Source organism: Aquibium oceanicum (genome assembly GCF_001889605.1).
Lineage (GTDB): Bacteria > Pseudomonadota > Alphaproteobacteria > Rhizobiales > Rhizobiaceae > Aquibium > Aquibium oceanicum.
Genome location: NZ_CP018171.1, coordinates 4534229 through 4559703, shown reverse-complemented (window position 1 = coordinate 4559703; position 25475 = coordinate 4534229). Strand labels below are relative to the sequence as shown.

The 25475-nt window shown below is 64.6% G+C and carries 22 protein-coding genes; 19 read left to right on the top strand and 3 right to left on the bottom strand.

The genetic code is table 11. The annotated features are described in order from the left end of the window. Nucleotides 1–7 precede the first annotated feature (7 nt). On the bottom strand, nucleotides 8–829 hold the full coding sequence (locus BSQ44_RS22250) for an SDR family oxidoreductase (protein WP_072607259.1): 822 nt from the start codon (nucleotides 827–829) through the stop codon (nucleotides 8–10). A 141-nt stretch (nucleotides 830–970) separates the two neighbouring features. Here BSQ44_RS22250 and BSQ44_RS22245 point away from each other — a divergent pair, with 141 nt between their 5' ends. The 11 genes from BSQ44_RS22245 (at nucleotide 971) to BSQ44_RS22195 (ending at nucleotide 13500) form a co-directional block, all read left to right on the top strand. Then, nucleotides 971–1615, top strand: a complete 645-nt coding sequence (locus tag BSQ44_RS22245) for a TetR/AcrR family transcriptional regulator (protein ID WP_072607258.1) — start codon at nucleotides 971–973, stop codon at nucleotides 1613–1615. Then, nucleotides 1612–2853, top strand: a complete 1242-nt coding sequence (locus BSQ44_RS22240) for an acyl-CoA dehydrogenase family protein (RefSeq protein WP_072607257.1) — start codon at nucleotides 1612–1614, stop codon at nucleotides 2851–2853. The genes BSQ44_RS22245 and BSQ44_RS22240 overlap by 4 nt, the downstream gene beginning before the upstream one ends. A 7-nt stretch (nucleotides 2854–2860) precedes the next feature. Continuing rightward, complete coding sequence (locus tag BSQ44_RS22235; RefSeq protein ID WP_072607256.1) at nucleotides 2861–3829, top strand: NADPH:quinone oxidoreductase family protein; 969 nt, start codon at nucleotides 2861–2863, stop codon at nucleotides 3827–3829. A gap of 13 nt (nucleotides 3830–3842) precedes the next feature. Beyond that, nucleotides 3843–4883, top strand: coding sequence for an alcohol dehydrogenase catalytic domain-containing protein (locus BSQ44_RS22230; RefSeq protein ID WP_072607255.1), 1041 nt, complete (start codon nucleotides 3843–3845; stop codon nucleotides 4881–4883). Nucleotides 4884–4984: 101 nt separating this feature from the next. Further along, nucleotides 4985–5860, top strand: a complete 876-nt coding sequence (locus tag BSQ44_RS22225; protein WP_072607254.1) for a branched-chain amino acid ABC transporter permease — start codon at nucleotides 4985–4987, stop codon at nucleotides 5858–5860. Between the two features lie 4 nt (nucleotides 5861–5864). After that, the gene (locus BSQ44_RS22220; RefSeq protein WP_072607253.1) at nucleotides 5865–6965 is read left to right on the top strand and encodes a branched-chain amino acid ABC transporter permease; all 1101 of its coding nucleotides are present in this window, start codon (nucleotides 5865–5867) and stop codon (nucleotides 6963–6965) included. Then, nucleotides 6962–7747 (top strand): ABC transporter ATP-binding protein, encoded by a 786-nt coding sequence (locus BSQ44_RS22215; protein ID WP_072607252.1) that lies wholly within the window; start codon nucleotides 6962–6964, stop codon nucleotides 7745–7747. The genes BSQ44_RS22220 and BSQ44_RS22215 overlap by 4 nt, the downstream gene beginning before the upstream one ends. Continuing rightward, entirely contained in the window at nucleotides 7744–8565 is an 822-nt protein-coding gene (locus BSQ44_RS22210) for an ABC transporter ATP-binding protein (RefSeq protein ID WP_072607251.1), read from the top strand. The genes BSQ44_RS22215 and BSQ44_RS22210 overlap by 4 nt, the downstream gene beginning before the upstream one ends. After that, nucleotides 8562–10499, top strand: coding sequence for an AMP-dependent synthetase/ligase (locus tag BSQ44_RS22205; protein WP_083534874.1), 1938 nt, complete (start codon nucleotides 8562–8564; stop codon nucleotides 10497–10499). Before BSQ44_RS22210 ends, BSQ44_RS22205 begins: the two co-directional genes overlap by 4 nt. 20 nt (nucleotides 10500–10519) lie before the next feature. Continuing rightward, nucleotides 10520–11695, top strand: a complete 1176-nt coding sequence (locus BSQ44_RS22200; protein WP_114580015.1) for an ABC transporter substrate-binding protein — start codon at nucleotides 10520–10522, stop codon at nucleotides 11693–11695. Between the two features lie 182 nt (nucleotides 11696–11877). Continuing rightward, nucleotides 11878–13500 (top strand): ABC-F family ATP-binding cassette domain-containing protein, encoded by a 1623-nt coding sequence (locus BSQ44_RS22195; protein WP_072607249.1) that lies wholly within the window; start codon nucleotides 11878–11880, stop codon nucleotides 13498–13500. Nucleotides 13501–13519: 19 nt separating this feature from the next. Here the strand turns inward: BSQ44_RS22195 and BSQ44_RS22190 are convergent, their stop codons facing one another. Continuing rightward, nucleotides 13520–16642 (bottom strand): efflux RND transporter permease subunit, encoded by a 3123-nt coding sequence (locus BSQ44_RS22190; RefSeq protein ID WP_072607248.1) that lies wholly within the window; start codon nucleotides 16640–16642, stop codon nucleotides 13520–13522. A 20-nt stretch (nucleotides 16643–16662) separates the two neighbouring features. Beyond that, complete coding sequence (locus BSQ44_RS22185) at nucleotides 16663–17838, bottom strand: efflux RND transporter periplasmic adaptor subunit (protein WP_072607247.1); 1176 nt, start codon at nucleotides 17836–17838, stop codon at nucleotides 16663–16665. Nucleotides 17839–18253: 415 nt separating this feature from the next. Between BSQ44_RS22185 and BSQ44_RS22180 the strand changes: the two genes are divergently transcribed. The 8 genes from BSQ44_RS22180 to BSQ44_RS22145 all read left to right on the top strand — a co-directional run bounded on the left by BSQ44_RS22180 (nucleotide 18254) and on the right by BSQ44_RS22145 (nucleotide 25473). Further along, on the top strand, nucleotides 18254–18760 hold the full coding sequence (locus BSQ44_RS22180) for a TRAP transporter small permease subunit (RefSeq protein ID WP_072607246.1): 507 nt from the start codon (nucleotides 18254–18256) through the stop codon (nucleotides 18758–18760). Then, entirely contained in the window at nucleotides 18760–20103 is a 1344-nt protein-coding gene (locus tag BSQ44_RS22175; protein ID WP_072607245.1) for a TRAP transporter large permease, read from the top strand. Before BSQ44_RS22180 ends, BSQ44_RS22175 begins: the two co-directional genes overlap by 1 nt. A 46-nt stretch (nucleotides 20104–20149) precedes the next feature. Further along, nucleotides 20150–21184 carry a TRAP transporter substrate-binding protein gene (locus BSQ44_RS22170; protein WP_072607244.1) on the top strand — a complete coding sequence of 345 codons (1035 nt, stop codon included), beginning with the start codon at nucleotides 20150–20152 and terminating at the stop codon, nucleotides 21182–21184. Between the two features lie 107 nt (nucleotides 21185–21291). After that, entirely contained in the window at nucleotides 21292–22662 is a 1371-nt protein-coding gene (locus BSQ44_RS22165) for a glutamine synthetase family protein (RefSeq protein WP_072607243.1), read from the top strand. 50 nt (nucleotides 22663–22712) lie between these two features. Further along, a complete protein-coding gene (locus BSQ44_RS22160) occupies nucleotides 22713–23162 on the top strand; it encodes a DUF7662 domain-containing protein (RefSeq protein ID WP_072607242.1) in 450 nt (149 codons plus the stop codon). Then, nucleotides 23159–23575 (top strand): type II toxin-antitoxin system VapC family toxin, encoded by a 417-nt coding sequence (locus tag BSQ44_RS22155; RefSeq protein ID WP_072607241.1) that lies wholly within the window; start codon nucleotides 23159–23161, stop codon nucleotides 23573–23575. Before BSQ44_RS22160 ends, BSQ44_RS22155 begins: the two co-directional genes overlap by 4 nt. 21 nt (nucleotides 23576–23596) lie before the next feature. Further along, nucleotides 23597–24976, top strand: a complete 1380-nt coding sequence (locus BSQ44_RS22150) for an aldehyde dehydrogenase family protein (RefSeq protein ID WP_072607240.1) — start codon at nucleotides 23597–23599, stop codon at nucleotides 24974–24976. Continuing rightward, nucleotides 24976–25473, top strand: coding sequence for a DUF2569 domain-containing protein (locus tag BSQ44_RS22145; RefSeq protein ID WP_072607239.1), 498 nt, complete (start codon nucleotides 24976–24978; stop codon nucleotides 25471–25473). Before BSQ44_RS22150 ends, BSQ44_RS22145 begins: the two co-directional genes overlap by 1 nt. Nucleotides 25474–25475: the final 2 nt, after the last annotated feature.

Below are 25475 nucleotides of genomic sequence, written 5' to 3'. Positions count from 1 at the left end.
GGTGGCGTCAATCCACGTCCTTGAACAGCGACATGCCGTGCTGCACCGACTGTCCGCCATCCATTGGAAGGATGGCGCCCGTCGTGTAGCTTCCGGCACGGCTGCACAGATACAGAGTCGCGCCGGCTATGTCATCCGGATTGCCGATGCGCGCCAGCGGCACGCGACTGCCGACCTTGGCGGCCTTCTCGTCCGTTCCGGTCGCGAATGCCGTCATGCGGCTCTGGAAGGGGCCGGGCGCGAAGGCGTTCACGGTGATCCAGCGTCCGGCGAGCTCGCCGGCGAGCGTCCGGGTGAGGTGGTGCACGGCCGCTTTCGAGGCCGTGTAGGAATAGGCGCCGTCCGCGATCGGCTGCGTCCCCATCACGGATCCGAGGTTTATGACGCGGGCAGGATCCTCGTGCGACGCCGCCTTTTCGAGAAGCGGCAGCATCTCGCGCGTAAGGTGGAAGAGCCCGGTGACGTTGACGTTCATCACCCTCGCCCAGGCGTGGTAGGGAAACGAATCAAGGCTGTCGCCCCAGCTCAGCCCGGCATTGTTGATCAGGATGTGCAGGCTGTCGGTGCGTGCCTTGACCGCTTCGACAAGCTCCATGACGCCGGCTTCGGAGCCGACGTCGCCGCCGAACCCCTCGGCGGTGCCAGATGCACCCATCGCGTTCAGCTCCTCGGCGACTTTTTCGCACTCGGCCGCCCGGCGCGAGGCGATCATCACGTGTGCGCCGCCCTGGACCAGCGCGGTCGCCGCCATGCGGCCGATGCCGCTCGCGGCACCCGTGATGAGCGCGGTCTTTCCCGACACGGAAAACAGGTCTTCCAGGTACGACATTCTTCCTCCCTCGCGGTTGATGACGATACCGCGTTGACAACATACCCGGTAGTATGTTCATCCTTGAGCTGCGAGTAAAGAGCCGACCGGCCATGCGCCGGAAAAACAAGAGGCTCCGCGAACGGGAGGTCGTAACACGGTATGGCGCTGAGCGTCAGGGAGCAGATTGCCGACAATTCGCGCATCGACATCCTGAGCGCGGCGGCTCGGTGTTTCATGGACCGCGGCTACGCGGCGGCCTCGATCGACGAAGTTGCGCGCAGCCTGGGGGCCACGAAGGGCCGCATCTATCATCATTTCCCGTCCAAGGCCGACCTGTTCGCCGCCGTGTTCCGGCACGGGATGGACCTGAACTACGAAGCGGTACGGCCGTTCATCGACCTGCCGGGATCGGCGCTGCCGCGCTGGCGCAGGATGGCGATGTCGCACGTCCTCCTGATGATCGACACGAAGCCGTTCCAGCGTGCCGTGTGGATCGGCGTCGAGATGCATCTGCGCGGCGCCACCACGCCCGAGCAGCGCTCGGTCTTCAACGAACTGATCGAGTACCGGCACAATTACGGCATGCTGTTCCGCAACACGCTCCTGCAGGGGCGCGAGGAAGGCGTGTTCCGGTTCGACGATCTCAGCATCACCAACCAGCTGATGTTCATGACCCTGAACTCGCCGATCTTCTGGTACACGCCGCGCGTCGGCGAAACGCGGTCCGACGTCGAGGGCGTGGCGAAAAAGGTCGTGGAATACGCCCTTGGCGGGCTGTCGAAGAGACGAGAGGAAGGCGTATGACGGACATGAACCTGGGGATGACGGAGCGGCTGAAGCCGATCCTGGAAAAGGTCGCCCGCATGGTGCGGGAAGACATCATCCCGCTCGACGAGGAGTTCCTCGGCGAGGTGGGGAAGAACGGCGACCGCTGGACCTACACCCCGCGCCAGACGGAGATCCTCGAAGGGCTGAAGGCGAAGGCACGCGAGAACAATCTCTGGAACTTCTGGCTTACCGATTCCGAGCGCGGATACGGTCTGACGACGGTGGAATATGCCTATCTCGCGGAAGAGATGGGGAAGTCGCACCTAGCGGCGGAGGTTTTCAACTGCGCGGCGCCGGACACCGGCAACATGGAGGTGTTCGAGCGCTACGGCACGCAGGCACAGAAGGACAAGTGGCTGGCACCTCTTCTCAAGGGTGAGATCCGCTCGGCCTTCCTGATGACGGAACCTGACGTCGCCTCGTCGGACGCCACCAACATCTCGATGAGCTGCGTGCGCGACGGCGACGAATACGTGCTGAACGGCGAGAAGTGGTGGTCCTCCGGCGTGGGTGATCCGCGTTGCAAGATCTACATCGTGATGGTGAAGACGGGCGGCGACGACGATCCGAAGCACCGCCGCCATTCCCAGGTGCTGGTGCCCGCCGGCACGCCGGGGATAGAGATCCTGCGCGCCATGCAGATCTATGGCCATGACGACGCGCCGCACGGCCACATGCACGTGCGCTTCACAGACGTGCGCGTGCCGGTCGAGAACATCGTGCTCAGGGAAGGGGCGGGGTTCGAGATCGCGCAGGGGCGGCTTGGGCCCGGCCGCATCCACCACTGCATGCGCGCCATCGGCCAGGCCGAGCGGGCGCTGGAGATGATGTGCACGCGGGCGATGCGCCGCGAGGCCTTCGGGCAGCCGCTGGCCAAGCTCGGCGCCAACTACGACATCATCGCCAACTGCCGCATGGAGATCGAGATGGCGCGCCTTCTCTGCCTCAAGGCGGCGTGGATGATGGACCAGGGCGACCCGCGCGCCGCCGCGCCGTGGATCAGCCAGATCAAGGTGATCGCACCCCAGGTGGCGCTCAAGGTCACCGACGAGGCGGTGCAGATGTTCGGAGCACAGGGCATCAGCCAGGACACGCCGCTGGCGCGCAGCTGGACGCATCTGCGCACGCTGCGCTTTGCCGACGGACCCGACGCCGTCCACCGCCGCCAGGTCGCGCGCGTCGAGCTCAAGAAGTACACCCAGGAAAAGGTCTGATCCCGGCATGAAAGCGATCGTCGCCAAAGATTACGGGCCGCTCGAAAGCCTCGAATATGCCGACTGGCCCGAGCCGGAGGCCACGGGAAAGACCGTGGTCATTAAAAGCGAGGCCATCGGCGTGAACTTTCCCGACGGGCTCTTGGTGCAGGGGCTCTATCAGATGAAGCCGCCGACGCCTTTCGTGCCGGGCATGGAGGTCGCCGGCACCGTGACGGCGGTCGGCCCCGATGTGAAGGGCATCAAGGTCGGAGACCGCGTGGCATCGCTGTCGTCGATGGGCAGCTACGCGCAGATTGTCGGCGCGCCCGAAGCCACGGTGATGAAGCTGCCCGATGGGATCGGCAGTGCCGACGCCTGCGCGCTACTGTGCGGTTACGGCACGTCACACTACGCCCTGAAGCAGCGGGCACAGCTGAAGGCCGGCGAGACGCTCTGCGTGCTCGGCGCGGCGGGGCTGACCGGCACCGCAGCCATCCAGATCGGCAAGGCGATGGGCGCGCGCGTCATCGGCGTCGCGTCTAGCCCCGAGAAGCAGGCGATCGCCAAGCAGGCCGGCGCGGACGTCGTGCTCGGCTACGACAACCTCAAGGATGCGTTGAAGGAGGCGACCGGCGGCAAGGGCGTCGACGTCGGCTACGATCCGGTCGGCGGCGAAAGCTTCGACGCGCTGTCGCGCTCCATGGGCTGGGGCGGACGGCTGCTGGTCATCGGCTTCGCATCCGGCACGATCCCGAAGTTCCCGGTCAACCTGGCCCTGGTGAAGGGTTTCAGCGTGGTCGGCGTCTTCTGGGGCGATTTTACCCGCCGCGAGCCGGCCGTCTATGCCGACAACATGAAGGAACTGATCGGCTGGTATCTGGCCGGCAAGGTCAAGCCCGTCATCGAGGGCGAATATCCGCTGGCCGATGCGCCGTCGGTGCTGAAACGCGTGCTCGGCCGCGGTGCGTCGGGCAAGATCATCCTGAAGCCGTGAGGAGAGCAACGCGATGAGCATACCGGCACACATGAAGGCCCTGCTCCTGGTCAACGACGGCTACGCGAGCGAGCGAGCGGACGCCCGGCTGGAGGCGATGGCGCCCTATGTGCGAGCGAGCGAGATCGAAGTTCCGTCTCCCGGACCCTCGCAGGTGCTGATCAAGGTCAGCCTCGCCTCGATCAATCCGTCCGACGTCATGTTCCTGAAGGGCCTCTACGGCCAGCCGCGCCGACAGGGGCAGCCCGCCGGGTTCGAGGGCGTCGGGGTCATCGCGGTGGCGGGCGAGAATGCCGGCGCGCATCTTAAGGTCGGCCAGCGCGTCGCTTTCGCGACCGGCCTGAGCGGCTGGGGGTCATGGGCGGACTATGCCGTGGCGGAAGGCGGGTCCTGCATCCCGATCATCGAGGGCGTACGCGACGAGGACGCGGCGGCGATGATCGTCAATCCGCTGACGGCGCTGGCGATGTTCGGCATCGTCAAGGAGGAGGGCGAGAAATCCTTCATCCTGACCGCCGGCGCGAGCCAGCTGTGCAAGCTGATGATGGGTGTCGCCCGGGACGAAGGCTACCGACCGATCGCCATCGTGCGCCGCGACGACCAGAAGGAACTGCTTGCGAAGGCAGGCGCGGCGCATGTCCTCAACGCGTCCTCGTCCGGCTTCGCCGAAGAATTGAAGGGCGTGCTCAAGGCCGAGCAGCCGCGCATCTTCCTCGATGCCGTCACGGGCCCGCTCGCCGGCGAGATCTTCGCTGCGATGCCGAAGCGGGCGCGCTGGATCGTCTATGGCCGGCTCGATACCGACGCGACGCCGATCCCGGAACCGGGGCAGCTGATCTTCATGCACAAGCGCATCGAGGGCTTCTGGCTCAGCGAATGGATGCGCAACACGCCGCCTGAACAGAAGATCGCGACCATCCGCGAGGCGCAGATGCGCTTCAAGGACGGGCGCTGGTCGACGGACGTCAATGCGGTCGTGCCGCTGGCCGATGCGATCGACAAGGTGCCGGAGGAATTGGCGCGGCCCAACGGAAAAGTGTTCATCGCGCCCTAGGAGGAACAACAGCCACGCTTGCGAGCGATGGCGGGCAGTCTGTAGGGTGAAACAAAAAGAACGCGCCCACAGATCGCGTCGATACGGGAGGAACGGACGTCTTGGACGTTTTGCAATTATTCGTCAGTGGTCTGGCGAACGGCTGTGTCTACGGCCTGATCGCGCTCGGCTTCGTGCTGATCTACAAAGCGACCGAGGCCGTGAACTTCGCCCAGGGCGACTTCATGATGCTCGGGGCCTTCATCACGCTCGGGCTGACCAACGAGCAGTTCTGGGGGCTGCCGTTCTGGGTGTCGGTGCCGATCGCGATCGTCCTGATGGGCATCTTCGGCTACCTGCTCGACATGATCGTCCTGCGGCGCATGTTCGGCCAGAGCCAGGTTGCGGTGGTGATCCTGACGATCGCGCTCGGCTTCGTGCTGCGCTTCATCGCCGGCCTGATCTGGGGCCACCAGCCGATCTCGCTGGAATCGCCGATCGCCGGCCAGGACGTCCGCTTCGGCGGGCTCGTGCTGGGGCTCGACGAGGTGTCCATCATCATCGTCACCGTGCTCCTGACGGTGGCGCTCTATTTCTACTTCAACAACACCAAGCTCGGCGTCGCCATGCAGGCGGCCTCGCAGAACCAGCTCGCAGCCTACTACATGGGCATTCCCGTGAAGCGCGTGCATTCGCTGATCTGGGCGCTGGCGGGCGCGGTGGCGGCCGTGGCGGGCATCCTGTTCGCCTCCAAGGGATCGATCGACCCGTCGATCGGCCTGTTGGGCATCAAGGCCTTTGCGGCGGCGGTCATCGGCGGATTCGGCAGCCTGCCGGGCGCGCTGCTGGGAGGCATCATCGTGGGGCTGATCGAACCCTTCGCCTCCTACTACATCGCGGCGGGGTACTCGCAGGTCATGCCCTACCTGCTGCTCTTCCTGATCCTCGTGTTCCGGCCGCACGGCATCCTTGCCCAGGTCCACAGGAAGAAGGTCTGAACCGATGCGGACAGTCTTCAAGACTTCCTACGACGCCGACATCAACTACTTCCGGCACGGGGTCCAAGCCACCTGGTACATGCTGCTGCTGCTCTTGGCGGTCGTGCTTCCGTTCCTGATGGGCACCTTCGCCATCGGCGAGATGACCAACATGCTGATCTGGGCGATCGCCGGCATGGGGCTGATGGTGCTTGTCGGCCAGACCGGGCAGGCGAGCCTCGGGCACGCCGCATTCCTGGCCGTCGGCTGCTATGCCAACGTGCTGCTGCAGGAAAAGCTGGGGTTTCCATTCCTCATCTCCTTCCCGCTCGCGGGCATCATCGCGGGGCTTGCCGGCGTGCTGGTTGCGCTACCGACGACGCGGCTGCACGGCATCTATCTCGCCATCGCGACGCTCGCGGTATCGATCCTCGCCGACGACATCATCGTTCTGGCCGAGCCGCTGACCAACGGCGTCATCGGCCTGTTTGCCCCGACGATCGACATCTTCGGCTTCAAGTTCGACCGCTACGCCAATCCGGACGGGTTCTACTGGCTGGTGCTCGCGGTGACGGTGCTGGTCGTGCTGGTCTACCGCAACATGCTGCGCTCGCCGCTCGGCCGCGCCTTCGCGGCCGTGCGCGATTCGGAGGTCTCGGCCCAGGCGATGGGCGTCAACGTTGCGCGCACCAAGGCGACCTCCTTCGGCATCTCCACCGCGATCACCGGCCTCGCCGGAGCGCTGATGGGGCACTATGCCGGCATCTTCAACAACGAGACCTTCAACGTCATCATCTCGATCCAACTGCTCCTGATGATCGTTATCGGCGGGCTGGGCTCGATCCACGGCGCCTTCTTCGGCGCCATCGTCGTGGCGCTGATGCCGCAGGCCATCGCGATTTCGCGCGACTGGATCGGCGGGCTGTTCGGCGGCGGCACCGTGGCGATCCCCGGCCTGGAATCGGCGATCTTCGGCACCATCCTCATCCTGTTCATCCTGTTCGAGCCAATGGGGATCTACGGACGCTGGATCAAGATCCGCACCTATTTCGAGCTGTTCCCCTTCTACCGGAAGGACATGTTCCGCCGCCAGAAGAGCTACCTCAAGACGGAGCGCATGCGATGAGCCTGCTCGAACTCGACAATGTGACGCTGCGCTTCGGCGGCGTCGTCGCCGTCAACAAGGTTTCGTTCTCCGTCGAGGAAGGCGAGGTCTTCGCGCTGGTCGGTCCGAACGGCGCCGGCAAGTCGACCATCTTCAACCTGATCAGCCGCATCTACGATCCGGCCGAGGGCGACATCCGCTTCGATGGCAAGAGCATCCTGTCGCGCCAGCCGCACGAGATCGCAGCGCTCGGCATCGCCCGCACCTTCCAGAACATCGAACTGTTCGAGCAGGCGACGGTGCTGCAGAACCTGCTGGTCGGGCGCCACCGCCACCGCCGCAGCAGTTTCGTGACCGAACTCCTGTTCACGCCCTCCGTCCGAAGCGAGGAACGCCGGCACCGCGAGGCGGTGGAGAAGGTGATCGATTTCCTCGACCTGCAGGCCTACCGCGAAAAGTACATCGCCGGGCTGCCTTACGGGGTCCGCAAGGTGGTCGAAATGGGCCGCGCGCTGGCGCTGGAGCCGAAACTGCTGCTGCTCGACGAGCCGGCCTCGGGCCTCTCGGTCGAGGAAACGCAGGACGTGGCCTACTGGGTCGAGGACATCAAGAAGCAGATGGGCATCACCGTGCTGATGGTCGAGCACGACATGCACCTGGTCTCCGCCGTCTCGGACCGCGTGCTGGCGCTGGCCGACGGGCAGATGCTGTCGATCGGAACCGCGCACGAGGTTCAGAACGACCCCAAGGTCATCGAGGCATATATCGGAACCTCGGACGACGAGGAAAGGGCGGTGGCATGAACGTGGCGCAGAACGTTCTCGGCAATGCGGCGCCGGCCTCGGAGAAGAAGGTCGTGCTTTCGGTGCGCAACCTCGAAAGCTATTACGGGCCGATCATGGCGATCCGCGGCTGCAGCCTCGAGGTCCGCGAAGGGCAGATCGTCACCGTGCTCGGCGCCAACGGTGCGGGCAAGACGACGCTGATGAAGACGATCTCTGGCGTCATGGACCCGGAGAAGGGCCAGATCTTCTACGGCGGTGAAAACATCGCAGGTGCTGCGCCCGACAAGGTTGTGCGGATGGGCATCGTGCACGTGCCGGAAGGGCGCGAGGTCTTCCCGCTGCTGACCGTGGAGGAGAACCTCCGGATGGGCGCCTTCGTGCGCAGCGACGGCGACGGCATCCGGCGCGACGAGGAGATGGTGTTCTCCTATTTCCCGATCCTGAAGGAGCGCCGGCGCCAGGCCGCCGGCACGCTGTCGGGCGGCCAGCAGCAGATGCTGGCGATCGGGCGCGGGCTGATGGCGCGGCCGAAGCTCATGCTGCTCGACGAGCCGAGCCTCGGGCTGTCGCCGCTGCTGGTCAAGGAGATCTTCCAGATCATCAAGCGGCTGAACCGCGAGCAGGGCGTCACCATGATGCTGGTGGAGCAGAACGCCAAGGTGGCGCTGGAGGTGGCCGACTACGGCTACGTCATGGAACTCGGCCGCATCGTCATGGCCGACGACGCCCGCCGGCTGCTGCAATCGAAGGACGTCCAGGAGTTCTATCTCGGCGTCCAGACCGAAGAGAGCCAGCGCGGCCAGAAGCGCTGGAAGCAGAAGAAGACCTGGAGATGAGCACCATTCGGGAGGAGAGGATGACCGTCGCCGAGAAGCTGCCGCCGATGCAGACCGTCCGCGGACATTCATTCAACGCGGAGCTGGAAAGCGCCGGCCCGTTCTACTTCGACGGATGCGACACGCTGGCGAAGCTGTTCCGACAGCGCTGCCGGGAACTCGGCTCCAAGGTGGCTCACCGGGAGAAGGATTTCGGCATCTGGCTGTCCTACACCTGGAGCGATTTCTACGAGCATGCGCGGCTGATCGGCCTCGGCCTGGTCGCCCTGGGGCTGAAGCGCGGCGAAGTCGTGTCGATCCTCTCGGAAGACAACAAGGAATGGATCTACACCGATCTCGCCGTCCAGTCGGTCGGCGGCATCTCGTCGGGTGTCTACACGACGGACTCGGCCAAGCAGCTCCAGTACCTGGTCAACGATTCCGACAGCCGCTTCCTCTTCCTGGAGAACGACGAGCAGCTGGACAAGTATCTCTCGGCGCGGGACGAGATGCCGGGCCTCGCCAAGGTCATCGTCTACGATCGCGAGGGGCTGCACGACTTCGTCGACGACAAGGTGATCTTCCTTGACGACCTCTACCGGATCGGGCGCGATTTCCTGAAGGCGAACCCGAACCGCTTCGACGAGGAGATCGCCCGGTCCGACCCGAAGGAGACGGCGATCCTGGTCTACACCTCTGGCACCACCGGTCCGCCCAAGGGCGCCATGATCAGCCACGAGAACATCATCGTGTCGATCATCGGATCGGTGCTGACCCTGCCGGTGGACGACAGCGACGAGCAGCTCTGCTTCCTGCCGCTCTGCCATATCCTGGAGCGACTGATCAGCGTCTTCACGCCGATCGGCCTGTGCTCGACGGTGAACTTCGCCGAGAGCCCCGAGACGGTGTTCGACAACGTGCGCGAGGTCTCGCCGCATGTCTTCACCGCGGTGCCGCGGGTCTGGGAGAAGGTCTATTCGCGCGTCACGATCATGGCCAACGACGCGGCGCCGCTCGGCCGGTGGGCCTACAGGCAGGCGATCGCGACCGGCATGGCGCGGGCGCGCGCGCTGGAGAACGGCGATCCCGTGCCCACGGGAACGCGCCTCGCTTACGCGTTCTGGGACTTCATGGTGCTGAAGAACCTGCGCCGCATGCTGGGTTTCGACCGGCTGCGGCGGGGCACGACGGGTGCTGCGCCGATCTCGCCCGATCTCCTCAAGTGGTACCAGGCCGTCGGCATCAAGGTGCTGGAAGGCTACGGCATGACCGAAAGCTCCGGTGTCATCTCGGTCAACCTCATCGAGGAAAACAAGACCGGCAGCGTCGGCAAGGTGGTGCCCGGCGGGCATCTGCGCATCTCGCCGGAGGGCGAGATCCAGTACAAGGGCGCCAACGTCTTCAAGGGCTACTGGAACAAGCCGGAAAAGACCGCCGAATCCATTTCGGAGGATGGCTGGCTCGGGACCGGCGACGTCGGCCGGCTCGACAACGAGGGCTTCCTCTTCGTCACCGGGCGTCTGAAGGACATCATCATTACGGCGGGCGGCAAGAACATCACGCCGGCCGAGATCGAGAACCGTCTCAAATTCTCGCCCTACGTTTCCGACGCCGTGGTGATCGGCGACAAGCGCAAGTTCCTCTCCTGCCTGATCATGATCGACCAGGAGAACGTGGAGAAGTTCGCGCAGGAACGCCGGGTGCCGTTCAACGACTTCCGCTCGCTGTGCGCGGCGCAGGAGGTGCGCGACCTGATCGCCGGCGTCGTCGCGGAGACGAACGCGGAGTTCGCGCGCGTGGAACAGATAAAGGATTTCCGCTTGATCGACGTGCTGCTCACCGCCGAGGACGAGGAGCTCACGGCCACGATGAAGCTGAAACGGAGCTTCGTCGAACAGAAGCACAAGAAGCTGATCGACGAGATGTATGGCCAGCCCGGCCATGCTGGAAACTGAACAGACAAGGAGGAAGTCTCATGATCAGGTCCATAGGTAGGTCCATCCTCGCGATGGGCATCGCGGCTGGGATGGCTTCGGCCGCCCAGGCCACGCAAGGCGTAACGGACGAGGAAATCGTCATCGGCTCCAACGGCGACCTTTCGGGCATCTTCGCCGCCTTCAACGTCGGCGCCATCAAGGCCGCGCAGCAGGTGTTCGAGGAAGTCAACGAAGCCGGCGGCATCCACGGCCGCAAGATCCGCTTCGTGGTGGAGGACCACGGCTACCAGGTGCCCAAGGCGGTGCAGAACTTCAACAAGCTGGTCAATTCCGACCAGGTCTTCGCGATGATCCTGAACCTCGGCACCCCGCACAACATCGCCGGCTTCCCGATCATGGCGTCGAAGGAAGTCGCCAATGTCGGTCCGCTCACGGCGGCGCGCCAGATGCTGGAAGGCGACATCGCCTTCAAGTATGCCGGCTTCTCCTCCTACTACGACCAGCTGCGCGCCGGCGTGGAGTATCTCGCCGGCGAGACGGGCGCGAAGGAGGTGTGCGCAATGTACATTCCTTCCGACTTCGGCCTCGAGATCCAGCAAGGCGCGAAGGAAGAGGCCGAGGAACTCGGCCTGACCTGGGCGGCCGAGACCACCCACAAGCCGGACGAGCAGGACTTCGTCGGATCGATCCAGAAGCTGCGTGACGCGGGCTGCGACATCGTCGCCACCGCGCTCGGCGTGCGCCAGACGATCGTTGCTTTCGGCACGGCCAAGAAGCTCGGCTGGACCGATGTCTCCTTCATCGGCTCGTCTGCCGGCTTCAACACCGCTGTTGCCAAGGTTCCGGAAGGCGTCACGGAAGGCTACTACGCGGCCGCCGGCTGGGTCGACTTCGAGGACAGGCTAGACGTACCGGAAGTGAAGGAATGGGCCGACAAGTACCAGGCATTCGCCGGCCAGCCGGCCGACACGGCCGCGCAGCTCGGCTACAGCGCCGCCAAGACGCTGGTGATGGCGCTGGAGGCGGCCGGCGAGGACCTGACGTCCGAGAGCTTCCGCACCGCGATGGAAGAGCTGAAGTACGACGACGTCGTCAATGACGTGCCGATCGACGTCGGTGCCGACCACCAGGGCGGCAATCTGATCATCATCTCCAAGATCGACGGCGGAAAGTGGGTCGAGGTCGGCCGGGTGGATCCGTCCGAGTCCAACTGATCGAGCGATCCCGGACTAAGAGAGGCCGGCGGAGCGATCCGCCGGCTTCTTTCGTTCCGGGCGGACCTTGCGCGGAAGCGGCGGCGATGGTTTAGGGACGCGTCCCTTCGCATGTGCGAAAAGCGCACGTAGCGGCGCAGCCGCCCATTCCATTCTATCCGCAGAACCCAGGTCCATCCCGCATGATCCGTCTCGAGAGCATCGGCAAGCAGAACGGCAGGCAGATCGTCTTCATCGAGGCGTCGGCCGCCATCCAGCGCGGCGAGAAGGTCGGTCTCGTCGGTCCCAATGGTGCCGGCAAGACGACGTTGTTCCGGATGATCAACGGCGAGGAGCAGCCCGACGAGGGCCAGGTCTCGGTCGATCGCGGCGTAAGCATCGGCTATTTCAGCCAGGACATTGGCGACATGGCCGGCCGCAGCGCGGTGGCCGAGGTGATGGACGGGGTCGGCCCAGTGAGCGCGCTTGCCGCCGAAATGTCCGAGCTGGAAGCCGCCATGGGCGATCCCGAGCGGGCCGACGAGATGGACGCCATTATCGAGCGCTACGGCGAGGTGCAGGGCAAGTTCGACGAGCTCGACGGCTACGCGCTGGACGGGCGCGCGCGCGAGGTGCTGGCGGGGCTCGGCTTCAGCGCCGAGATGATGGACGGTGACGTCAGCAAGCTGTCCGGCGGCTGGAAGATGCGCGTAGCGCTCGCCCGTATCCTGCTCATGCGGCCCGACATGCTTCTCCTCGACGAGCCGTCTAACCACCTCGATATCGAGAGCCTGATCTGGCTCGAATCCTTCCTGAACGGTTTCGAGGGCGCGATTCTGATGACCTCTCACGACCGCGAGTTCATGAACCGCATCGTCGGCAAGATCATCGAGATCGATGGCGGGACGCTGACCTCCTATTCTGGCGACTACGAGTTCTACCGCCAGCAACGGGCATTGGCCGAAGTGCAGCAGCAGGCGCAGTTCGAACGCCAGCAGGCGATGCTCGCCAAGGAGATCGCATTCATCGAGCGGTTCAAGGCGCGCGCCAGCCATGCCGCACAGGTGCAAAGCCGGGTCAAGAAGCTCGACAAGATCGACCGCGTCGAGCCGCCCAAGCGCCAGCAGACGGTGCGCTTCGAGTTCCAGCCCGCGCCGCGTTCCGGCGAGGACGTCGCGACGCTGAGGAACGTCCACAAGAGCTACGGCGCGCGCCGCATATACGAGGGCCTCGACTTCCAGGTGCGCCGCGGCGAGCGCTGGTGCGTCATGGGAGTCAACGGCGCCGGCAAGTCGACCCTGCTCAAGCTGGTCGCCGGCGCATCCGAGCCCGACGACGGTTCGGTCGCGCGCGGCCCGAGTGTCAGGATGGGCTACTTCCCCCAGCACGCGATGGAATTGCTCGACGGCGAAAGCACCATCCTGCAATGGCTGGAAGACGCCTTTCCGCAGGCAGGCCAGGCGCCGTTGCGGGCCTTGGCCGGCTGCTTCGGCTTCACCGGCGACGACATCGAGAAGAAGTGCCGGGTGCTCTCGGGCGGCGAGAAGGTGCGGCTGGTCATGGCCAGGATGCTGTTCGACCCGCCGAACTTTTTGGTGCTCGACGAGCCTACCAACCACCTCGACATCGCCACGAAGCAGATGCTGATCGAAGCGCTGTCGCGCTATGAAGGCGCCATGCTCTTCGTCAGCCACGATCGGCATTTCCTCGCCGCGCTGTCGAACCGCGTGCTGGAGCTGACTCCCGAGGGGATGCAGGCCTATGGCGGCGGCTACGTCGAATACGTTGAGCGCACCGGGCAGGAGGCGCCCGGGCTCAGGAACTGATCGCAGCTCCCGGTCTCGCCTACTCTCCCGGCACCGGCTTCGGCTGCCGCGCGGCCTCGATCTCCTTTTGCAGCCGCGCTTCCTCGTGCGCCTTGGGCGTCACGAAGCGGCCGAGCAGAAGGTAGGCGACCGGGGTCAGAAACATCGTCGAGAGCGTGGCGAGCGCCAGCCCGCCGACGATGACCCAGCCGAGCGCGATGCGCGCCTCGGCTCCCGCGCCGCTGGCGAGGATCAGCGGCAGGCCGCCGACGATGGTGCAGATCATGGTCATCATCACCGGCCGCAGCCGGATGTTGGCGGCGTTCTCGATCGCCTCGCGCACGCCCTGGCCTCGGTCGCGCAGCTGGTTGGCGAATTCGACGATCAGGATACCGTTCTTGGCCATGATGCCGACCAGGAGGACGAGTCCGATCTGGCTGTAGACGTTGAGGGAGGTCCCCGTCAGGAGCATGGCGAAGATGGCGCATGCGAGCCCGAGCGGCACGGTCGCCATGATGATGAGCGCGCTGACGAAGCTCTCGAACTGGGCAGCGAGCACAAGGAGGATGATGACGATGGCGAAGCCGAAGGTGCGCGCCATGGACGAGGACTGTTCCCCGAGCGTGGCCGTCTCGGCGAGCGGGATCAACCGGGATCCGGGCGGCAGCAGCGGCTCGGCGACGCGCTGCGCCTCGGCCCAGGCGTCGCCCAGCGCGAAATCCCCGGCAAGCGCCGAGGTGATGGCGACGGAGCGCAGTTGCTGCTCGCGATCGAGGCCGGGCGGCACCGCCAGTTCGCGCAGGCTGGCGATGGTCGAGACCGGCACGAAGCGGCCGTCACCGGTGCGGATGAAGATGTTTTCGAGGTCGGTCGGGTCGTTCACCGGGTTGGTCGTGGAGACCAGCTTCACGTCGAAGCTGCGGTCGTCGATGAAGACCTGGCCGATCTTGCGCCCGTCGAGCATCGCCTGCATGGCGGGGCCGAGGCCGTTGATCTCGATGCCGAGATCGGACGCGCGCTCGCGGTCGATGGCCACCGAAAGCTGCGGTTGCGTCGCCTCGGTCGACAGCCGCGCCTGCTGGAAGCGCGGATCCTTCTCCAGTTCCGCCACCATCTTCTGCGCCGCCGCGCCGAGTTCGGCGTAATTGTTGCCGGCCACGGCGAACTGAAGGCCGCTGCCGGCCCCGCGGATGCCGAGGCTGTTGGGCTGGAAGGCGAAGGCGCGGACGCCGGGAACGTCCCGCACGAGCCGGTTCACCTCGTCGAGGATCTGCTGCTGCGACCGTTCCCGCTGGTCCCAGTCCGCCAGGCGCATCACCACGAAGCCGCTGTTGGACGAACCGCCCGAACCGGCGAGCGAGAAGGTGCTTGTGATCTCGCCGGAATCGCGGAAAGGCTGGATGGCCTGTTCGATCGCGCGGATCTGCTGCGAGAGGTAATCCAGGCTGACGCCCTGCGGCGCCGAAACGCGCAGGAAGGCCATCGACCGGTCCTCGGTCGGCGTCAGTTCCGACTTGATGGTCGGGTAGAGGCTGGCGGCGAGCGCGGCGAAGAGGAGTGAGACGGCCACGACGACCATTGGGGCATTGAGGCACGCCGCCAGGCAGCGGCGGTAGATGCCGGATAGCGCGCCGCCCACGCCGCCGCCGCTGCTTTTGGTTTCATGATGGCTCGTGTCCTTCAGGATGCGCGAGGCGAGCATCGGGCAAAGCGACAGCGCGACGAGCGACGACAGGAACACCGCGATCGCCAGCACGAATCCGAACTCGCGGAACAGACCGCCGGTCTGGCCGGGCAGGAAGGAGAGCGGAACGAAGACTGCGATCAGCGTCGCCGTCGTGGCGATGACGGCGAAGAACACCTCGTCGGTGCCGAGGACCGCGGCGGCGCGCGGGCCCATGCCCTCGTTGCGCCGGCGCACGATGTTTTCCAGCACCACGATCGCATCGTCCACGACGAGGCCGGTCGCCAGCACCAGTGCCAGAAGGGTCAGGATGTTGACGGAGAAGCCGGCGAGATAGATCGCGGCGAGTGTGCCGATGAGTGCGACGGGCATGGCGAGGCCGGGAATGATCGTCGCGCGCCAGTCCCACAGGAACAGGAAGATGATCATCAGCACGACGGAGACCGAGATGCCGAGCGCGATCTCGACCTCGTGGATGGCGCCGTTGATGAACGTCGCGTCGTCGCTCGTGACCTCGATCGACATGCCCTCGGGCAGATTCTCCTGCAGACGCGCCGCCGCCTCGCGCACGCCTTGCGAAATCTCAAGGGTATTGGACTGGGCGGCGCGGATGATGCCGAGTCCGATGCCGCTCTTGCCGTTGGCGCGAAGCTGCGACTGGCCGATGTCTGGTCCGAGGGTGACCGTCGCGAAGTCGCCAAGTCGGGCGCGGCGGTTGACGATCAGGTTCTCGAAGGCTTCCGGCGTGTTGACCGACGCAGTCGCGCGCACGATCAGGTCCTGGCTGTTGCTCGTCAGCGATCCCGCTGGCGTATCGAAGGCGATCGAGGAGAGCGCGCTGGAGACGTCCCCCACCGTCAGATTGAGGCTCGCCATCTTGTTCTGGTCGATGTCGATGCGGAAAATCTTCTGGCGGTCGCCATAGACCTGCACGTCGGCGACGCCCGGAACGGACGACAGCGTATCGACGATCTCGTCCTCGACCAGAACCGTCATGTCCTCGACGGAGATCGTGTCGGAGGTCACGCCGAGCCGCACCACGGCCTGGGCATTGGCGTCCGCCTTGATGATGCGGGCAGCGTCGGCATCCTCGGGCAGGTCGTTGGTCACGCGCCCCAGCGCGTCGCGCAGGTCGGATGCGGCGGTGTCGAGATCGACGTCGTCGCCGAATTCGACGGTGACGCGGCTCTCGCCGAAGGACGAGGACGAGGAGATCGACTTGACCCCCGCCACGCGCGACACCGCGCCTTCGATGACGCCGGTCAGTTCCCGGTCGATCGTCTCGGCGGCCGCGCCCGAGAAGTCGGTGCGGATGGTGATCACCGGACGGTCGACGTCCGGCAGTTCGCGGATCTCGACGCCGAAGAAGGCCGCGAGGCCGGCGACCACGATCAGCGTGTTCAAGACGAACGCCAGCACGGGCCGCCTCACGAAGAGGGCGGTGATGCCGTGTTCCTGGCGTTGGGTCTCGTAATCCATATCGTTGCCTTGGGCTCCGCTCACGAGCCGCCGGCCGGCTGCGGCACCTCGTTGGCGCCGCGGTCGCGGCTGGCGATGCGCACCTCGGCACCCTCGCGCACGATGTGGAGCCCTTCCGTGACGACGCTGTCCTGAAGGCTGAGCGAGGCATCCACCAGGACACTGTCGGTGTTGCGCTGGATTACCTTGACCGGGACGCGTTCGGCGCGCCCGGCGCGGATTGCCCAGACATAGGCGCCGTCCGTGCCCCACTGGACCGCGAGCGGATCGACCGCGGGGAACTTGTCGCCCGGGAAGTGCATGACGACCTGGAAGGACATGCCGGCTCTCAGCCTGTCGTCCTCGTTGGCGAGCGTCGCCTGCACCCGCAGCGTTCGGCTGTCGGCATCGACGCGGTTGTCGATGGCGCTGACCGTGCCTTCGAAGATTTCGCCCGGACGGGCGATCGAGGTCGCGGTGAGTGCCGAACCGACGGTGATCATGCCGGCGAAGCGCTCGGCGACCCAGAAGTCGACCAGGATCCTGGATCGGTCGTCGATGGTGGCGATCTCGGTCGATGTGGTCACGTAGTTGCCCGCCGTAATCGGCAGGATGCCGACGACACCACCGATCGGCGCCTCGATGGAGCGACGTTCGAGTTCCAGCTCGGCGTCGCGAAGCTCCAGCCGCGCGTTCTCCAGGGCAAGTTCGGCATCCGTGAGCTGGACCGCGCTCGCCGTGTTGGAACTGCGCAGCGCCTCGATGCGCTCGACGCGGGCCTGCGCGTCGGCGACGGAAATCTGGGCGCGGTCGTAGGCGATCTGTTCGGCTTCCGAATCCAGCTTGGCGATCGCGTCGCCCTGGCTGACGGTGGCGCCCGATCCCGTCAGCACCTCGGTCAGGCGGCCGCTGGTGTACGGGGTTACGGTGACCGAGCGCACCGCGCGGCCCGTGCCGATCGCCGAAAGGCGGTCGTTGATCGTCAGTTCCAGCACCGGCGAGGTCACCACGGCCGACTGCGGCGGACCGCCCCCACCGGGGCCGCCCCTGCGTCCTTCGCCGCCTGCCGTCTCGCTCGGCGCCTCGGGAACGAAAGGAACCCAGTCGATGCCGGCCCTGTTCAGGACCTCGCCGGCGCCCGGGTAGAACCGAACCCAGCAGACCGCCGCGATCAGCAGCACCACGATGGTGAGCGCAGCCTGCTTCCAGATCGACATCAGCTACTCCAGTTCCCAGAGTTCGTGGAAGGCATTACCGGATCAAGGCGCCCAAGCCGGTTCCGCAGCAGGCACGATCGCAAGATGCTCAGCTAATATGACGTTTATCCGGCACGACTGCACGCATATTATCATTACGAATGTTTAATACGATAACATTCGCGCGATGGACCATTCGCCGGGCACATTCTGCCGCGGGCACGACGGCGCGGCGAAAAAAGGCATTGCGCCAAGGGTTTGACAAACCTCCACGCGCCGGACGAAGATCATTCCCCAAGGGCAGGGGAGTGGGGCCTCCATGCCCGGACGCAGCGTCGAAAGGGCGCGGCAGGACATGGCGCTCGAGGTGCCGGAGGCGGGATTTTGGGAAGGTCTGCACTGAAGGCGCATAGCGCTTCGTGGAAGGGGACGGCGCGTGCCTGAGGCGGTGAAGACATATGTCCGCGTCGTAGAGACGGTGAACCGCGGTGTCGGCCGCTTCGCGATGTATATCCTGTACGTGATGATGGCGATCCTGGCTTGGTCGACCATCTCGAAGATCACGCCCTGGCCGTCGATCTGGACCCTGGAAATGGCGCAGTTCGCGATGGTCGCCTATTTCATGCTGGGCGGACCCTATTCGCTGCAACTCGACTCCAACGTGCGGATGGACCTCCTCTACCATCGATGGAGCCCGCGCACCCGCGCCTGGGTCGACGCCTTCTCGATCTTCGCGCTGCTGTTCTATCTCGGCGTCCTCCTCTACGGCGCGGTCGAATCGACCGTCTATTCCATCGAATATGCAGAGCGCAGCCCGACGGCCTGGCGGCCCTATCTCTGGCCGATCAAGGTCATCATGTGCGTCGCCGTGCTGCTGATGCTCTTGCAGGCGATCGCCTTCTTCTTCCGTGACTTGGCGAAGATCCGCGGGGAGGAAATCTGATGTCCTACGAGGTGATCGCCATCCTGATGTTCGCCACCATGATGCTGATGATGGCGACCGGCCAACGCGTTTTCGGCGCCATCGGCTTCGTCGCGGTGGCGGCGGCCCTGCCGCTGTGGGGCGTGGGCGGTTCGGACATGGGTTTCTCGGCGGCCATGAAGCTCATGAAGTGGTATCCGCTGCTCACCCTGCCGATGTTCATCTTCATGGGCTACGTCCTGTCGGAAAGCCGGCTCGCCGACGACCTCTACCGCATGTTCCACGTCTGGTTCGGCCCCATTCCGGGAGGGCTCGCCATCGGGACGATCTTTCTGATGGTCATCATCTCGGCGATGAACGGCCTTTCGGTCGCCGGCATGGCCATCGGTGCGACCATCGCGCTGCCGGAACTGCTGAAGCGCAAATACGACAAGCGCATGGTGACGGGCGTGATCCAGGCGGGATCGTCGCTCGGAATCCTCATTCCGCCGTCCGTCGTCCTGGTGCTCTACGCCATGATCGCGCGCCAGCCCGTGAGCCTCCTATGGCTGGCGGGGGTGCTGCCGGGGCTGATGATGGCGGCGATGTTCATTTTCTACATCTGGCTGCGCTGCCGACTGAATCCGGAATTCGGCCCCGTCCTCGACGCCGAGGAGCGCGCGGCCATCCCGCGTTCCGAGAAGCTGCGCCTGCTGACCGCCGGCGTACTGCCCCTGGTGATCTTCCTGGTGATGATGGTGCCCTTCGTCACCGGCTACACCTCGCTGGTGGAGGCCTCGGTGGTCGGCGCGCTGGCCGCGGTCATCGCCGCCGTCATCAAGGGCCGCTTCACGCGCGCCGTGTTCGAGACGTGCACCCGCGAGACGCTCGCCATCTCGTGCATGTTCATGTGGATAATTCTCGCCGCGCTTGCCTTCGGCGCGGTGTTCGACGGGCTCGGCGCGGTAAAGGCCATCGAGGGCTTCTTCATCGACAGGCTGGGGCTCTCGCCCTGGACCATCCTGATCCTGATGCAACTGAGCTATCTGGTGATGGGCACGTTCCTGGACGACACGGCGATGCTGGTGATCGTGGCGCCGCTCTACGTGCCGCTCGTCGTGACGCTCGATCTCGGCATCGACAAGCAGTACGTGCTGATCTGGTACGGCGTGCTCTACACGATCACCTGCCAGATCGCCTACATGACCCCACCCTTCGGCTACAACCTCTTCCTGATGCGCGCGATGGCGCCGCCGGAAATCAACATCATCGACATCTACCGTTCCATCGTGCCGTTCGTCGGCGTGATGATCCTGGCGCTGATCCTCGTGCTCGCCTTCCCGCAGATCGCCCTGTGGCTTCCGCAGCAGATCAACGCAAGATGACAAGAACCCGGCAACGGGCGCAGCCCCAACCAGCAAGGAGAGACTTATGACGACGAGACGCAAGTTCCTCACCACTGCCGCCGCTTCGGTACCGGCGACCCTGGCCGCACCCGCCGTCCTGGCCCAGGCGCCGATCAAGTGGCGCATGCAGACTTATGCCGGCCCCGCGCTGGCGGTCGAGGTCGTCGACACCTGCATCAGGCAGTTCAACGAGATCGCCCAGGGCCAGATGGAGATCGAACTCTACCACGCCGACCAGTTGGTTCCGACCGGCGAACTCTTCCGCGCGCTGCAGAAGGGCACGATCGACGCGGTGCAGTCGGACGACGACTCGATGGCGAGCCCGACCGAGGTGACCGTGTTCGGCGGCTACTTCCCGCTTGGCCTGCGCTATTCGCTCGACGTGCCGGCGCTGTTCAACCACTGGGGTCTCGACGAGATCTGGAAGGAAGAATATGCCAAGGTTGGGGTCAGGCATATCTCGGCCGGGTCCTGGGACCCCTGCAACTTCGCTACCAAGACCCCGATCAAGTCGCTCGAAGACCTCAAGGGCCTGCGCGTCTTCACCTTCCCGACCGCAGGGCGCTTCCTGTCGCGCTTCGGCGTAGTGCCGGTCACCCTGCCGTGGGAGGATGTCGAGGTCGCGCTGCAGACGGGTGAGCTCGACGGTATCGCCTGGTCGGGAATCACCGAGGACTACACCTCGGGCTGGGCCAACGTGACGAACTACTTCCTGACCAACAACATCTCGGGCGCCTGGATCGGCCATTTCTTTGCCAACTTGGACCGTTGGAACGAGGTGCCGGATCACCTCAAGACGCTGATGGAGGTCTGCTTCAACTCGTCCCACTACCACCGCCAGCACTGGTACTGGAACGGCGAGGCCAGCCTGCGGGTCAACGAGACCAAGCTGGAATCGACCACCATCCCTGACAGCGAGTGGCAGACGGTCGAGGACGAGGCTCACAAATTCTGGGACGAGATCGCCGCCGAAAGCGAGTTGAAGGCCAAGATCGTCGGCATCTTCAAGGCCTACAACGAGACGATGGTCAAGGCCGGCAAGCCCTACCGCTACAGCTGAGCCGGCACACACGAAATGAACCCGGCCGTCCGCGCGGCCGGGTTTGCTGATTGAACTTCACATCACGGCGGGGCCGATACATCACGGCGGGGCCGACGGAGAACCATATGCCAGGCAACATGAGCTTCGACGAACTGACGACCGAGGTCGCGTCCGGCGGGATCGATACCGTTCTGGCCTGCGCCGTCGACATGCAGGGCAGGCTGGTCGGCAAGCGCTTCCTGGCGAGCTTCTTCGTGGAATCTGCGCATGGCGAGACGCACGGCTGCAACTACCTGCTCGCCAACGACATCGATATGGAGCCGGTGCCCGGCTACAAGGCGGCGAACTGGAGCAAAGGCTACGGCGATTTCGTCATGAAACCCGACATGTCGACCCTGCGCCGCATCCCGTGGCTGGAAAAGACTGCGCTGGTGCTGTGCGACGTGCAGGACCACCATACCCATGACGACCTGCCGCATTCGCCCCGCGCCATCCTGCGCAAGCAGATCCGGCGGCTGGAGGAGCGCGGCTGGATCGGCTACTTCGCTTCGGAACTGGAATTCTACCTGCTCGACGAGACCTACGATTCCGCGCGTGAAAAGCAGTGGCGGAATCTGACGTCCGCCTCGCCCTACATTGGTGACTACCTGATCGGCATCACCTCCAAGGAAGAAGGCTACATGCGCCGCCTGCGCAACGAGATGCACGCGGCGGGCATCCCGATCGAGAACTCCAAGGGCGAATGGGGTCCCGGCCAGGAGGAGATCAACGTGCGATACGCCGAGGCGCTGGAGATGGCTGACCGGCACGTCATCCTGAAGAACGGCGCCAAGGAGATCGCCCACCAGATGGGCAAGGCCGTCTCCTTCATGGCCAAGTACAATTTCGATCTCGCCGGCAATTCGAGCCACATCCACAACTCGCTGTGGAGCGCGGACGGCAAGACGCCGCTGTTCTTCGACAAGGACGCCGACTGGACGCTCTCGGAACTCGGCCAGCAATGGGCTGCCGGGCAGCTGAAATACGCCAAGGAGTTCACCTGGTTCCTGGCGCCCTACGTCAATTCCTACAAGCGCTTCCAGGCCGGCACCTTCGCGCCGACCAAGATCATGTGGTCACAAGACAACCGCACCGCCGGCTTCCGGCTCTGCGGGGAGGGGACTAAGGGCATCCGCATGGAGTGCCGCATCGGCGGCGCGGACCTGAACCCCTATCTCGCCTTCGCGGCGTTGATCGCCGCGGGGATGGCCGGCATCGAAGAGAAGCTTTCGCTCCAGAAGCCTTTCATCGGCGACGCCTACCAGGCTTCGCGCCTCCCGGAGATCCCCAAGACCCTGCGGGAAGCGACCGAGACGATGGCGAAATCGAAGATGCTGAAGGCGGCTTTCGGCGAGGACGTCGTCGATCACTACCTCCACACGGCGCGGTGGGAGCAGTTCGAATACGACCGGCGGATCACCGACTGGGAGCTTCACCGGGGATTCGAGAGATACTAGGAGGTAGTAATATACTATGCTAGGTTCTCAGCGGGTCGTTGGAGTACGCCATGACCGAAGGAACCAAGTATCATCCTTTGTTCGAGCACCTGCTGTTTTCCGGGCAGGGCGAGATGACGATGACCTTTGCGGAAATCGAAAGCATCATCCATGCACGGTTGCCGCCGTCGGCGCGCCGTCGCGAGGAATGGTGGAGTAACAGCCCCAGCGGGCACAGCCAGGCGCGCGCCTGGATGCGCGCGTACTACAAGACCGCGCGCGTCGACCTGGCACGGGAGACGGTCTCTTTCCGGCTGGAAGGCTGGCCCGACGGATATGCGAAGGTCGAATGGCCGCCGGCGGGAAAGGACGACGCTTCGGCAGGTCTTGGTGAGTCCGGGCAGAGAGAGTACGGCGCGTCGAAAAGTCATCCCCTGTTCGGCATATGGGCCGGCAAGGTGACGCTCCTGCCCGAGGTCGACTACACCCAACCGGCATTCGACATGGACGATGCTTCTTGACTGGCAAACTGCTGCTCGACACCTGTGCGATCATCTGGATAGCCACTAACGAGCCGATCAGGCCGGAGGCGAAGTCCGCGATCGACGCGGCCGTGAGTGGCGACGACAAGGTCCGGGTGTCGCCGATATCGGCGTGGGAACTGGGGCTGCTCAGCGCAAAGGGTCGCATGCCGACCGCCTTGCCGCCGTCGTCCCTGTTCCGGGATGTGGCCATGGCGGATGGCGTGAGGGTGGAGGCGCTGTCGCCGGAGGTTCTGATCGCCTCGTCTTTCCTGCCCGGCACGCTTCATCGGGACCCGGCGGACCGCATTCTCATCGCAACCGCGCGAGCCCATGATCTTGCCATCGTGACACGCGACCGCATCATTCTGGACTACGCCGGCCAGGGCCATGTAAAAGCTGTCGCCTGCTGAAGAGAATTGAGGAAACGACCCGTGGAAACCGTCAAGCTGAAATCCCCCGTCGACGGCTCGATCTACGTCGAGCGTCCGGTTGCCGCCGACCAGGCCATCGACGCTGCGGTGTCGCGCGCCAGGGCGGCGCAGGCCGAATGGGCGCAGGTGTCGATCGCCCGGCGTGGCGAATATCTGCTCGCCTTCCTCGAAGCGCTATTGTCCATGAACGACGAGATCGTGCCGGAACTCGCCTGGCAGATGGGGCGGCCGGTGCGCTACGGCGGCGAGAAGGGCGGAGTGGAGGAGCGCACGCGCTACATGGTGGCGCTGGCGGAAAAGGCGCTGGCGCCCTTCGTGCCGGAAGAGCGGCCAGGCTTCCGGCGCTACCTGAAGCGCGAGCCGCTCGGCATCGTCTTCACCATCGCGCCGTGGAACTATCCCTATCTGACGGCGGTGAACTCGATCGTGCCGGCGCTGATGGCTGGGAACGCCGTGATCCTGAAACATGCCGCGCAGACGCTGCTTGTCGGCGAACGTTTTCAACAGGCATTCGACAAGGCGAACCTGCCGAAGGGCCTGTTCCAGAACCTCGTGATGAGCCACGCGCAGACCGAGAAACTGCTCGGCTCCGGCAAGGTCGACCACTGCAACTTCACCGGCTCCGTCGCCGGCGGGCGCGCGATCGAGAAGGCGGCTGCGGGCACCTTCATGACGCTCGGGCTAGAGCTCGGCGGCAAAGATCCCGCCTACGTGCTGCCCGACGCGAAACTCGACCACGCGATCGCCAATCTCGTCGATGGCGCGTTCTACAATACTGGCCAGTGCTGCTGCGGCATCGAGCGCGTCTATGTGCACGAGACGATCTACGACGAGTTCGTCGAGGGCTTCGTCGCCGAGACGAAGAACTATGTCGTCGGTAATCCGCTCGACGAGACGACCACGATGGGGCCGATGGCGCAGGCGCGTTTCGCCGACTTTATCCGCGAGCAGAAGGCCGAGGCGCTGCGCAAGGGCGCCAAGGCCCATATCGGCATGAAAGTCGAGACCGACCGGGAAGGCTCGCCTTATCTCGCGCCGGAGGTGCTGACGGACGTGAACCACCAGATGAGCGTCATGCGAGAGGAAAGCTTCGGGCCGATCGTCGGCATCATGAAGGTGCGCGACGACGAGGAGGCGATCCAGTTGATGAACGACAGCCCCTACGGGCTGACGGCATCGATCTGGACCACCGACGCCGACCATGCCGCCGCGATCGGCGACCGCATCGAGACCGGCACCGTCTTCATAAACCGTTGCGACTATGTCGATCCGGGGCTGGTGTGGACCGGCGTCAAGGATACCGGCAAGGGCGGAGCCATGGGCGTGGTCGGCTACGGGAACCTGACGCGGCCCAAAAGTTTTCATCTGCGGGAAGTGTGATGGGCGTTGACCGGGTCGAACCTGTAGCGAATCGTTCCGAGAACGGCAGTCCACGAGGGCTCGGAGGGTGGCTGATATGGCCATTGCTCGGTCTTGGACTGACGCCTGTTGTATGTCTTATCCAATTTGTATCGTTAATTGAATTTCTTGAAGTTTGGAAATTTCTTCAGCCGTCTCAAAAGTTGTTTGTGATGATCGATTTGTTGGCAAGTATTGCGGCGTTTTTCGTCGCGCCAATCTTGTTACTCATACTTGCATTCCGTCATAGTGAAATGTTTCCAGGCCTTTATGTAATCTGGGCGGGAGCAGTACCGATCCTCGTTCTTCTCGACGCAGTCATAGCGTATCAGGTCTTCCGAGACCTCTTCGCGGATAGCGGTGAAGAGATGTTCGACCGGGAGACGATTCGTTCGCTCGGCCGGTCGATCTGGAGCGCAGCGATCTGGATACCCTATATGATGCGATCGAAGCGCGTCGAAAACACTTTCTTCAAATAGGC